At 67.4% G+C, this 12,381-nt stretch carries 10 protein-coding genes and 1 pseudogene; 10 read left to right on the top strand and 1 reads right to left on the bottom strand.

What is annotated here, in order from left to right; all coding sequences use genetic code 11:
- From ABNT58_RS17155 to ABNT58_RS17145, 3 genes are all read left to right on the top strand, one after another.
- Positions 1-2,241, top strand: a 2,241-nt coding sequence (locus tag ABNT58_RS17155) for an error-prone DNA polymerase (protein ID WP_348754660.1), incomplete at its 5' end; no start/stop codon positions are given.
- A 99-nt stretch (positions 2,242-2,340) separates the two neighbouring features.
- On the top strand, positions 2,341-3,117 hold the full coding sequence (locus tag ABNT58_RS17150) for an AAA family ATPase (RefSeq protein WP_348754659.1): 777 nt from the start codon (positions 2,341-2,343) through the stop codon (positions 3,115-3,117).
- The gene (locus tag ABNT58_RS17145; protein ID WP_348754658.1) at positions 3,114-3,881 is read left to right on the top strand and encodes a GNAT family N-acetyltransferase; all 768 of its coding nucleotides are present in this window, start codon (positions 3,114-3,116) and stop codon (positions 3,879-3,881) included. The genes ABNT58_RS17150 and ABNT58_RS17145 overlap by 4 nt, the downstream gene beginning before the upstream one ends.
- A gap of 16 nt (positions 3,882-3,897) precedes the next feature.
- Here the strand turns inward: ABNT58_RS17145 and argC are convergent, their stop codons facing one another.
- Positions 3,898-4,839 carry an N-acetyl-gamma-glutamyl-phosphate reductase gene (argC, locus tag ABNT58_RS17140; RefSeq protein ID WP_348754657.1) on the bottom strand — a complete coding sequence of 314 codons (942 nt, stop codon included), beginning with the start codon at positions 4,837-4,839 and terminating at the stop codon, positions 3,898-3,900.
- Between the two features lie 49 nt (positions 4,840-4,888).
- On the opposite strand from argC, the gene ABNT58_RS17135 reads away from it, so the two are divergent.
- The 7 genes and pseudogenes from ABNT58_RS17135 to ABNT58_RS17105 form a co-directional block, all read left to right on the top strand.
- Positions 4,889-5,440 carry an alpha/beta hydrolase gene (locus ABNT58_RS17135; RefSeq protein ID WP_348754656.1) on the top strand — a complete coding sequence of 184 codons (552 nt, stop codon included), beginning with the start codon at positions 4,889-4,891 and terminating at the stop codon, positions 5,438-5,440.
- 10 nt (positions 5,441-5,450) lie between these two features.
- Entirely contained in the window at positions 5,451-6,377 is a 927-nt protein-coding gene (locus ABNT58_RS17130; RefSeq protein ID WP_348754655.1) for a ParB/RepB/Spo0J family partition protein, read from the top strand.
- Positions 6,378-6,794: 417 nt separating this feature from the next.
- A complete protein-coding gene (locus ABNT58_RS17125) occupies positions 6,795-8,717 on the top strand; it encodes a PrkA family serine protein kinase (RefSeq protein ID WP_348754654.1) in 1,923 nt (640 codons plus the stop codon).
- A gap of 33 nt (positions 8,718-8,750) precedes the next feature.
- Complete coding sequence (locus ABNT58_RS17120) at positions 8,751-10,043, top strand: YeaH/YhbH family protein (RefSeq protein WP_348754653.1); 1,293 nt, start codon at positions 8,751-8,753, stop codon at positions 10,041-10,043.
- Between the two features lie 86 nt (positions 10,044-10,129).
- Entirely contained in the window at positions 10,130-11,653 is a 1,524-nt protein-coding gene (locus ABNT58_RS17115; RefSeq protein WP_348754661.1) for a SpoVR family protein, read from the top strand.
- A gap of 45 nt (positions 11,654-11,698) precedes the next feature.
- Positions 11,699-12,073 carry a hypothetical protein gene (locus tag ABNT58_RS17110; protein ID WP_348754652.1) on the top strand — a complete coding sequence of 125 codons (375 nt, stop codon included), beginning with the start codon at positions 11,699-11,701 and terminating at the stop codon, positions 12,071-12,073.
- Positions 12,074-12,132: 59 nt separating this feature from the next.
- A pseudogene (locus tag ABNT58_RS17105) lies at positions 12,133-12,381 on the top strand (hypothetical protein); the annotation flags it as partial.

Raw genomic sequence — 12,381 nt, 5'->3', positions numbered from 1 at the left:
CCGCCCGGCGTGCAGGCGCAGGTGGCGCGCGAGCTGGCGCTGATCCAGGAGCTGAAGTACGAGGCCTTTTTCCTGACCGTGCACGACGTGGTGCGCTTTGCGCGCAGCCGCGGCATCCTGTGCCAGGGCCGGGGCTCGGCGGCCAACTCGGCGGTGTGCTTCGCGCTGGGCATCACCGAGGTCGACCCCACCAAGACCACGCTGCTGTTCGAGCGCTTCATCTCGCGCGAACGGGACGAGCCGCCCGACATCGACGTCGACTTCGAGCATGAGCGGCGCGAGGAGGTCATCCAGTACATCTACCGCAAGTACGGCACCGAGCGCACCGCGCTGGCCGCGGCGCTGGCCACCTACCGCACCCGCGGCTCGGTGCGCGACGTGGGCAAGGCCCTGGGCATCGACGCCACGCAGGTGGACGCGCTGGCCCGTTCCTTCCAGTGGTTCGACGACCGCAGCCGCATGGCCGCCTCGGTGGCCGAAGCCGGGCTGCGCATGGACTCGCCCGTCACCCGCCGCTGGGTGGAGCTGGTGGAAACGCTGCGCGGCTTTCCGCGCCACCTGTCGCAGCACACAGGCGGCTTCGTCATCGCGCGCGACAAGCTGTCGCGGCTGGTGCCCATCGAAAACGCCGCGATGGTCGACCGCCGCGTCATCCAGTGGGACAAGGATGATCTGGAGTCGCTGGGCCTGCTGAAGGTGGACGTGCTGGCGCTGGGCATGCTCACCGCGCTGCGGCGCGCGCTCGACCTGCTGGGTGCCTGGCAGGGCCGGCGCTGGCGGCTGCAGGACATTCCGCAAGACTGCAGCACCACCTACGACATGATCTGCCGCGCCGACACCGTGGGCGTGTTCCAGATCGAAAGCCGCGCCCAGCAAAGCATGCTGCCGCGCCTGAAACCGCGGCGCCTGTACGACCTGGTGATCGAGGTGGCCATCGTGCGGCCCGGCCCCATCCAGGGCGGCATGGTGCATCCCTACCTGCTGCGCCGCGAGCAGCTGGCCGCCGGCCAACTGCCGCCTTCCCGCTACCCCGCGCTGGACGAAGCCCTGGGCCGCACGCTGGGCGTGCCCATCTTCCAGGAGCAGGTGATGCAGATCTGCATGATCGCCGCCGGCTTCACCCCCGGCGAAGCCGACCAGCTGCGCCGCGCGATGGCAGCCTGGCGGCGCGACGGCCAGGTCGACCGCTTCGAAAGCCGCATCGTGCAGGGCATGACCGACCGTGGCTACGACGAAGACTTCGCCCAGGCCATCTTCAAGCAGATCTGCGGCTTCGGCGAATACGGCTTCCCCGAGAGCCATGCCTTCAGCTTCGCCATCCTGGCCTACTTCAGCTGCTGGCTGAAGTGCCACCACCCGGCCATCTTTCTGGCCGCGATGCTCAACTCGCAGCCCATGGGCTTCTACCCGCCTTCGCAGCTGGTGCAGGACGCGCGCCGCCACGACGTGGAAGTGCGGCCGGTGGACGTGCTGCACAGCCACTGGGACTGCACGCTGGAAGCGCGCAGCGACGGCGGCCGTGCGCCCGCGGTGCGCCTGGGGCTGCGCATGGTCTCGTCCATGCAGGAAGAAGCGGCCCGCCGCATCGTCGAAGTGCGTGAACAGCAGCCCCTGGCCGACGTGGACGACCTGGCCCGCCGCGCCGGCCTGGACACGCGGTTGCTGCAGGCACTGGCGCGCGCCGATGCCTTGCGCGGCCTGGCCGGCCACCGCCGCCAGCAGCTGTGGGCGGCCGCCGGCCAGGCGCCGGCGCGTGCGCTGCTGGCCGATGCGCCGGTGCGCGAGGCCGCGCATGAGCAGCCGCAGCTGCCGCTGGCGCCCGAGGGCGAAGACATCCTGCTGGACTACGCGGCCACCGGCCTCACACTGCGGCGGCATCCGGTGGCGCTGCTGCGCGGCCGGCTGCAGGGCCGCGGCTGGCTCAGCGCCGAAGAACTGGGCCGGCTGCGAGGCGGCGCCCGCGCCTGGGCCTGCGGCATCGTCACCATGCGCCAGCAGCCCGAAACCGCCAAGGGCACCATCTTCGTCACGCTGGAAGACGAAACCGGCAGCGTCAACGTCATCGTGTGGAAGCACATCCGCGAGCGCCAGCGCAATGCCTTGCTGCGCTCACGCCTGCTGGCCGTGGCCGGCGAATGGCAGGTCTCGGCCGACGGCGTGCGCAACATGGTGGCGCGGCGCCTGGTGGACGTGACGCCCTGGCTGGGCGGCCTGAGCACCAGCTCGCGCGACTTCCATTGAACACAGCTTTGGGGGCTGCGGCAGTTACCATCGGCCGCCACGCCCGCCCGTTGGCGGGCCTTTCCTGTGACCCTTGCTGACCACCCCACGACCCGCCCGATGAGCTGCCGCATCTTCTGCATCGCCAACCAGAAGGGCGGCGTCGGCAAGACCACCACCACCGTCAACCTGGCGGCCGGCCTGGCCCTGGTGGGCCAGCGCGTGCTGGTGGTCGACCTCGATCCGCAGGGCAATGCCACCATGGGCTCGGGCATCGACAAGCGCGCGCTGCCCGCCAGCGTGTACGACGTGCTGCTGGAAAGCAGCAGCGTGGCCGAGGCGCGCCAGCGCAGCGACAAGGGCGGCTACGACGTGCTGGCCGCCAACCGCGAACTGGCCGGCGCCGAGGTGGAGCTGGTGGCGCTGGAACACCGCAACCTGCGGCTGCGCCAGGCCCTCAAGGCGGTGCAGGACGACTACGACTTCGTGCTGATCGACTGCCCGCCCTCGCTCAGCCTGCTCACCCTCAACGGCCTGTGCAGCGCCCACGGCGTGCTGGTGCCCATGCAGTGCGAGTACTTCGCGCTGGAAGGGCTGAGCGACCTGGTCAACACCATCAAGCAGGTGCATGCCAACCTCAACCGAGAGTTGCAGGTCATCGGCCTCTTGCGGGTGATGTTCGATCCGCGCATCACGCTGCAGCAGCAGGTCAGCGACCAGCTCAAGGCGCACTTCGGCGAAAAGGTGTTCGACACCGTGATCCCGCGCAACGTGCGGCTGGCCGAAGCGCCCAGCTACGGCCAGGCCGGCGTGGTGTTCGATCCGCAATCCAAGGGCGCGCAGGCCTACGTGGCCTTTGCGCGTGAGCTGGTCGACCGCGTGGCCCAGCTGCGGTGACCGAGCTCACGCTGCTCTCTCGCATCGAGGACGCCGGCCTCAACGCCAGCGCGCCGCCGCAGCAGCGCTGGATGGACGGCTGGCTGGTCCGTTTTTCACCCGGCAAGGCCAAGCGGGCGCGCTGCATCAACGCGGTGGCCGACGGCCGGCTGCCGCTGGCGCACAAGCTGCGGCTGGCGCAGGCGGTGTTCGACGAAGCCGGTCTGCCGCTGGTGCTGCGCATCACGCCCTTCACCCAGCCCGCCGGGCTGGACGCGCAGCTCGAAGCGCTGGGTCTGCATACCGAGGACGACACCCGGGTGATGGCCTGCCCCTCGCTGGCCGCGCTGCGGGCCTTGCCGCTGCCGGCCGGCAGCCGCTGGCAGCCGATGGACAGCGACGCATTCGCCGAGCTGATCGGCGACCTGCGCGGCTCACCGCCGGGCCAGCGCCAGGCCCATGCGCAGCGGCTGGCGCTGTCGCCGGTGCCGTTCGAGGCCTATGCCATCGTGCGAGAGGACGACGGCGCGGTGCTGGCCTGCGGCCAGTTCGCGCGAGAGGCCGACCTGGTGGGCCTGTACGACGTGTTCACCCCGCCCGAGCACCGCGGCCGCGGCCATGCCGCCGCGCTGTGCTCACGCCTGCTGGTGCAGGCCCGCGAGGCCGGCGCCGCCACCGGCTACCTGCAGGTGGAAGGCGACAACACCGCCGCCCGCCGCGTGTACCACCGCCTGGGCTTTGCCGACGGGTACAGCTACCACTACCGCACCACCGCCGCAGCCTAGGCGGCCGGGTGCTCCATCAAAGACCGAGGGACTCGTCCACGCCGAGGTGCACGTTCATGCACTGCACGGCGGCGCCGCTGGCGCCCTTGCCCAGGTTGTCCAGGCGGGCGATCAGCACCGCCTGCGTGTCGTGCGCAAACACGAACAGCTCGACGTTGTTGGTGTCGTTGGTGGCCTGCACGTCGAAGAAGCCGGCTTCCAGCGTGGCCGGATCGCGCAGCGGCATCACCTTGACGAAGCGCTCGCCTTCGTAGTGCGCGGCCAGCGCCGCATGCAGGCGCTCGGCGTTGGTGCCGGGGGCCAGCTGCTCGAAGTGCAGCGGCAGGCTCACCGCCAGGCCCTTGTAGAAGTTGCCGACGATGGGCAGGAACACCGGCTTGGTCGTCAAACCGGTGTGGGTCATCATCTCGGGGATGTGCTTGTGCGACAGCGTCAGGCCATACGGCCGCGGCGACAGCAGCTGGTCGTCGCCACCGGCTTGGTACTGCTCGATCATCTTCTTGCCGCCACCCGAATAGCCGGTGATGGACGTGGCCGACAGCGGCAGCGCCGCCGGCACCAGGCCGGCGTCCACCAGCGGGCGCACCAGCAGGATGAAGGCGCTGGCATGGCAGCCCGGGTTGGCGATGCGCTTGCTCTGGCGCAGCTTGTCGCGCTGGCCCCGGGCCAGCTCAGGCAGGCCGAAGGCCCAGGCCGGGTCGATGCGGTGCGCGGTGCTGGCGTCGATCAGGCAAGTGTTGGGGTTGGTGACCATGGCCGCCGCTTCGCGCGAGGCCTGGTCGGGCAGGCACAAGAAGGCGACGTCGGCCGCGTTCAGCAGGCGGGCGCGTTCGGCCGGGTCCTTGCGCTTGTCGGGGTCGATGCGCAGCAGCTCCACGTCGCTGCGCTTGGCGAGGTACTCATGGATGCGCAGGCCGGTGGTGCCTTCCTGTCCATCTACATAAACCTGATATGCCATTGTTGAGCCCTCACGCACAATCCACAGCCCTCAAGGATAAGGCAAGGACATGACGCCGGCATTTCGTGTACTGCTGCTTCCCGGATGGGAAAACTCCGGCCCCGACCACTGGCAGAGCCGATGGGAAGCGCGCCACGGCTACCAGCGTGTGGAACAGGACGACTGGCAGTGGCCCAAGCGCGGCGACTGGATGATGCGGCTGGAAGAAGAACTGCTGGCCTCGCCGCAGCCGGCGGTGCTGGTGGCCCACAGCCTGGGCTGCCTGCTGGTGGCGGCCTGGGCCGCGCACAGCCGCCACGCCGACCGCGTGGCCGGCGCCATGCTGGTGGCCCCGCCCGACGTCGAGCGCGCCGACATGCCGCCCAACCTCTACTCCTGGCGGCCGATCGAGCGCAAGCCCTTGCCCTTCCCGTCACTGGTGGTCTACAGCGAGGACGACCCCTTCTGCGAGCTGCGGGCGGTGCGCACCATGGTGGATGACTGGGAAGCGCAGTCCATCTCGGTGGGCGAGGCGGGGCACATCAATGGTGCGTCGGGCCTGGGCGAGTGGCCCGACGGCCTGTCGCTGTTGCGGGGCCTGCTGGCCACGGCGCGTAGCTGACAATCGCCCGATGGTCACCAAAAAGCAGAAGGGGCTCGGCCTCGGGCTCGAGGCATTGCTCGGCCCGCGCGTGAGCGACACACCCGCGGCGGTCGATGGCGCGCCGCGATCGCTCAAGCTCACGCAGTTGCGGCCCGGCAGATACCAGCCGCGCACGCGCATGGACGAAGGCTCGCTCTACGAGTTGGCCGAAAGCATCAAGTCGCAGGGCGTGATGCAGCCGGTGCTGGTGCGCCCGCTGGGCCCCGACGCCGCGGGTGACGGCGGCGCGCTGCCGCAGTACGAGATCATCGCCGGCGAACGCCGCTCGCGCGCCGCCCGCCTGGCCGGCCTGGACGAAGTGCCGGTGCTCGTCAAGGAGGTGCCGGACGAAGCCGCCGCCGTGATGGCGCTGATCGAGAACATCCAGCGCGAAGACCTCAATCCGCTGGAAGAAGCCCAGGGCCTGAAGCGCCTGGTCGATGAGTTCGGGCTCACCCACGAAGGCGCGGCGCAGGCGGTGGGCCGTTCGCGCAGCGCGGCCAGCAACCTGCTGCGCCTGCTCAACCTGGCGCCGCCGGTGCAGCAGCTGCTGATGGCCGGCGACCTGGACATGGGCCACGCCCGCGCACTGCTGCCGCTGGACGCGGCGCAGCAGATCCTGCATGCCAATGAAGTGGTGGCTCGCAAGCTGTCGGTGCGTGAAGCCGAACGCCTGGTGGCCCGCAGTGCCGCCAGTGGCGCCAACGGCAGCCGCACGCCTTCGCGCGCGAAGAAGGACAAGGCCCGCGACATCGTGCGGCTGGAAGAAGCCCTGGCCGACAAGCTGACCGCCGCGGTCGAGATCCGCGTGCTGCGCCGCACCGCGCGTGGCGAGCAGGGTGAGATCGCCATCTCCTTCGGCACGCTGGAAGAGTTGAACGGCCTGCTGGACAAGCTGGGCATCAGCGAGCGCTGACAGCGCCCCATTGCGCGTGGCGCCTGTCACGCGCTTGACCCACCTTGCCCCGCAGCCGGCGGGGATACCGCGGCAACCCGCATGCGCTGCGCCACTTTTGGGCGCACAGTGTTCACGACGTCAGCCGAAGTGCATCGCTTTGCGTTGTTGTAGGGAACGATGCACTTTGGTAGGGTGTCTCAACGGGGCGGGGCACAGAGCTTGCTCAACCCTCGCTGAGTTTGACGGGCTTACCACCCGCTTCTCAGCGCTTCATGTCTGTCCGGCATAGAGGAAGCTGAACACCGACGAGAACGAACGCCAGTGACCGGAAAGCTCTGATGGCGCCTGGGCCTGTCCAGCCGGGACTCCATCAGAACTTCCCAGACGACGGTGGGGTTGCGACCCGCCGACGCCTTCCTCACCAAGGAGGTCCGCATGGACGTGATCAGCAGCTTCGCCGCACGCTACGAACGCACCCGAGAAGAAGAACTCTCTCTGGAAGACTATCTGGCGGAGTGCAAGCGCAATCCGCTGGCCTATGCCACCGCTGCCGAGCGCATGCTCCGCGCCATCGGTGAGCCCCAGACGGTCGACACGCGCAACGATCCGCGCCTGTCGCGCCTGTTCGCCAACAAGGTCATCAAGGTCTACCCGGCCTTCGCCGAGTTTTACGGCATGGAAGACGCCATCGAGCAGGTGGTGTCGTACTTCCGCCATGCGGCCCAGGGCCTGGAAGAAAAGAAGCAGATTCTTTACCTGCTGGGCCCGGTGGGCGGCGGCAAGAGCTCCATCGCCGAACGCCTGAAGCAGCTGATGCAGGAAGTGCCGTTCTACGCCATCAAGGGCTCGCCGGTGAACGAGTCGCCGCTGGGGCTGTTCGACGTGGCCGAGGACGGGCCGATCCTGGAAAAGGAATACGGCATCCCGCGGCGCTACCTCAACCGCATCCTGTCGCCGTGGGCGGTCAAGCGGCTGGAAGAGTTCGGTGGGGATATCCGCAAGTTCAAGGTGGTCAAGCGCCACCCGTCCATCCTCAAGCAGATCGGCGTGGCCAAGACCGAGCCGGGCGACGAGAACAACCAGGACATCTCCAGCCTGGTGGGCAAGGTGGACATCCGCAAGCTCGAGACCTATGCCCAGGACGACCCCGACGCCTACAGCTACAGCGGCGGCCTGTGCCTGGCCAACCAGGGCCTGCTGGAATTCGTGGAAATGTTCAAGGCACCCATCAAGGTGCTGCACCCGCTGCTGACCGCCACGCAGGAAGGCAACTTCAAGGGCACCGAAGGCTTCGGCGCCATTCCGTTCGACGGCATCGTGCTGGCGCACAGCAACGAGAGCGAGTGGAAGACCTTCCGCAACAACAAGAACAACGAGGCCTTCCTCGACCGCATCTACATCGTCAAGGTGCCGTACTGCCTGCGGGTGAGCGAAGAGATCAAGATCTACGAGAAGCTGATCAAGGGCTCTTCGCTGGCCGAGGCCAAGTGCGCCCCCGGCACGCTGAAGATGATGAGCCAGTTCGCGGTGCTCACGCGGCTGAAGGAGCCGGAGAACTCGTCCCTCTTCAGCAAGATGCAGATCTACGACGGCGAGAACCTCAAGGACACCGACCCGCGCGCCAAGAGCTACGCCGAGTACCGCGACTATGCCGGCGTGGACGAAGGCATGAGCGGCATCTCCACCCGCTTCGCCTACAAGATCCTGTCCAAGGTCTTCAACTTCGACAGCACCGAAGTGGCGGCCAACCCGGTGCACCTGATGTACGTGCTGGAGCAGCAGATCGAGCGTGAGCAGTTCCCGGCCGAGGTGGAGCAGAAGTACCTGGCCTTCATCAAGGAGCACCTGGCCACGCGCTATGCCGAGTTCATCGGCAAGGAGATCCAGACCGCCTACCTGGAGAGCTACTCCGAGTACGGCCAGAACATCTTCGACCGCTACGTGACCTATGCCGACTACTGGATCCAGGACCACGAGTACCGCGACACCGACACCGGCGAGGTGTTCGACCGCAGCGCGCTGAACGCCGAGCTCGAGAAGATCGAGAAGCCGGCCGGCATTGCCAACCCGAAGGACTTCCGCAACGAGATCGTCAACTTCGTGTTGCGGGCGCGGGCCAACAACCAGGGCAAGAACCCGGTGTGGACCAGCTACGAGAAGCTGCGCACGGTGATCGAGAAGAAGATGTTCTCCAACACCGAGGAGCTGCTGCCGGTGATCAGCTTCAACGCCAAGGCCAGCGCCGACGAAGCCAAGAAGCACGAGGACTTCGTGACGCGCATGGTGGACAAGGGCTACACGCCCAAGCAGGTGCGCTTGCTCTGCGAGTGGTACCTCCGCGTTCGCAAGAGCAGCTGATCGATCAGCCTTCAAAAACCGACGGGATGGCACATGCTTCAGCAGATCATTGATCGGCGCTTATCGGGCAAGAACAAATCGATCGGCAACCGCGAGCGTTTCCTGCGTCGCTACAAGACGCAGATACGCGATGCGGTGCGCCGGGCGGTGGACCAGCGCGGCATCCGCGACATCGAGCGCAGCGAAGACATCACCATCCCGAAGAAGGACATCAGCGAACCCGTCTTCGGCCACGGTCAGGGCGGCAAGCGCGAGATGGTGCACCCGGGCAACCAGGACTACCTGCGCGGCGACCGCATCGAGCGGCCCAAGGGCGGTGGCGGTGGTGGCTCGGGCAGCGGCCAGGCCAGCGACCAGGGCGAGGGCAGCGACGACTTCGTGTTCACCTTGAGCAAGGAAGAGTTCATGCAGGTCTTCTTCGAAGACCTGGCCTTGCCGCACCTGGTGCGCACCCAGCTGGCCGAAACGCCGGAGTGGAAGAGCCACCGCGCCGGCTTCACCAGCGACGGCACGCCCAACAACCTGCACGTGGTGCGTTCGATGCGCGGCGCCATCGGCCGGCGCATCGCCATCGGCAGCGAATCGCGGCGCGAGCTGCGTGAGCTGGAAGAGCGCCTGCTGCAGATGAAGCTCGATGCCGCACCCGGCGACACCGTGGCAGGCGCCGCCATTGCTGAGGTGGAAGCGCAGATCCTGGAGCTGCGCACGCGCCTGGGCCGCATCCCCTACCTCGACCCGATCGACCTGCGCTTTCGCAACCGGGTGCGCGTGCCGGTGCCCAGCAGCAAGGCGGTGATGTTCTGCCTGATGGACGTCTCGGGCTCGATGGATGAATCGCGCAAGGACCTGGCCAAGCGCTTTTTCATCCTGCTGTACCTGTTCCTGACCAAGCACTACGAGAAGATCGACCTCGTCTTCATCCGCCACCACACGCAGGCGCAGGAAGTGGACGAGCACAACTTCTTCCATGCCACCGAGACTGGCGGCACGGTGGTGAGCAGCGCGCTGGTGCTGATGGAAGAAATCATCAAGGCCCGCTACAACCCCAGCGAATGGAACATCTACGGCGCGCAGGCCAGCGACGGCGACAACTGGCACCACGACAGCGGCCGCTGCCGTGAGCTGCTGAGCGAGAAGCTGCTGCCGCTGGTGCGCTACTTCGCCTATGTGCAGGTGGCCGAAGAAGAGCAGAACCTGTGGGAGGAGTACACGCAGCTTGCGCAAAGCCAGCGGCGCTTTGCGATGCGCAAGGCCACCGATGCGTCGCAGATCTACCCCGTGTTCCGTGACCTGTTCAAGAAGGAAGGCGTGCAGGAGGCGGCCTGACGGGCCGTTGCTTGCCATGCGACCCACCCATTGCTGAAGGCCCCGACATGAACGCCGTGCTCGCCCCCCGCTCCCCGCTGCGTCACATGGTGCCGCTGGCCCGCCGGCCTGCGCAGCCGCTGCCCGCGCCCAGCGACTGGTCGTTCGAGCTGATCGACCAGTACCACGAGGTGATCCGCCACACCGCCGAGCGCTATGGCCTGGACACCTACCCGAACCAGCTGGAGATCATCACCGCCGAGCAGATGATGGACGCCTATGCCTCCGTCGGCATGCCGGTGAACTACCGCCACTGGAGCTACGGCAAGGAGTTCATCTCCACCGAGAAGAACTACAAGCGCGGCCACATGGGCCTGGCGTATGAGATCGTCATCAACAGCAACCCCTGCATCAGCTACCTGATGGAGGAGAACACGATGGCGATGCAGGCGCTGGTGATCGCGCATGCGGCCTACGGCCACAACAGCTTCTTCAAGGGCAACTACCTGTTCCGCATGTGGACCGATGCGTCGTCGATCATCGACTACCTGGTCTATGCCAAGAACTATGTGGCCGAATGCGAAGAGCGCCATGGCCTGGAAACGGTGGAGGAGTTCATCGACTCCTGCCATGCGTTGGCCAACTATGGGGTCGACCGCTACCGCCGCCCCAGCCGCAAGAGCCTGGCCGAAGAACTGCGCGCCCGCAAGGACCGCGAGGCCTATGCGCAGCAGCAGGTCAACGACCTGTGGCGCACGCTGCCCAGGCGCGCGGACAAGCCCGAAGAAGCCGCCGAGCTGCGCCGCTTCCCGGATGAGCCGCAGGAGAACCTGCTGTACTTCATCGAGAAGAACGCGCCGCTGCTGGAGCCCTGGCAGCGCGAGATCGTGCGCATCGTGCGCAAGGTGGCGCAGTACTTCTACCCGCAGCGGCAGACGCAGGTGATGAACGAGGGCTGGGCCACCTTCTGGCACCACAAGCTGCTCAACACCATGTACGACGACGGCTATCTGACCGACGGCGTGATGATCGAGTGGCTGAAGTCGCACACCAACGTGATCTTCCAGCCGCCGGTGGGGCACCGGGCGTACAGCGGCATCAACCCCTATGCGCTGGGATTTGCGATGTACACCGACCTGAAGCGCGTGTGCGAGGCGCCCACCGACGAAGACCGCGAGTGGTTCCCCGAGATCGCGGGCAGCGACTGGCTGCCCACGCTGGACCATGCGATGCGCAACTTCAAGGACGAAAGCTTCATCGGCCAGTACCTGTCGCCGCGCGTGATGCGGGCCTTCCGCCTGTTCGCCATCACCGATGACGATACCGAGCCGACGCTGGAGGTATCGGCCATTCACGACGAGTCCGGCTACCGCAACCTGCGCGAGGCGATGTCGCGCCAGTATGACCTCGGCTCGCGCGAACCGAATATCCAGGTGTGGAGCGTGAACCTGCGCGGCGACCGTTCTCTGATGCTGCGGCACACACAGCACAACAACCGGCCGCTGCACGACGGCGCCTACGAAGTGCTGAAGCACGTCGCCCGGCTGTGGGGTTTCCCGGTGCATCTGGAAAGCGTGAATGGCCAGGGCTCGGTCGCACGGCGGTGGACGGTGGACCCGAGCACGACTTGACCGCTGTCATGCGAACTTCGTCACTGCGCTGATATCCTAGTTTTCATGCGTGCCGCGACCCGCCTCCTGCTGACCTTCATGCTGCTGCTGGCACTGCCCCTGCAGGGCTTTGCCGCGGCGGCGATGATCAGCTGCGCGCCGTCGCACCACGGACTGCCGACGATGGCGACCATGCACGACGACGCGGCCGCGCACGCACATCACGACGGCGGTGATCACGACCCCGCCGCAAGCCCTGCCCACGGCAAGCATGCCTGCAGCGCATGCGCCGCCTGCTGCATCGGCGGCGCCTTGATGCCGTCCGCGCTGCGGCTGCCGGACGATTTTTCGACGCACCTACGCCCGCTGCCGGCGCGCGTGACACCTCCCGCCTTCATCACCGAAGGCACCGAACGCCCGCCCAGACACGACCTCGCCTGACACCCGAAATCCGTCCACGGTGGGCGGAAATCGATACACCTGTCTCTCGCGAGGTCTTCATGTTCCATCTTTCCATCCGGATGCTGCTGGCAGCAGCGTCCGTCACCACGTCCGCCTGGGCGGCCGATCCGGCGGATCCGGCCGCCCCCACGCGACCGCTCGATCACCGCTCGGTATTCGATACCTACCGCGCCGGTAGCACGGGCGCTGTCGGCGACTGGCGTGAAGCCAACGACGCGGTCGGTCGTCAGGCCGGCGGCCACGCGCACGATCACGGCGGCGCAGCGGTCGCGCCGCCAGACCCGCAT

Source organism: uncultured Aquincola sp. (genome assembly GCF_964001545.1).
Taxonomy (GTDB): Bacteria; Pseudomonadota; Gammaproteobacteria; order Burkholderiales; family Burkholderiaceae_C; genus Aquincola.
This window is presented reverse-complemented; position numbering and strand designations above follow the sequence as displayed.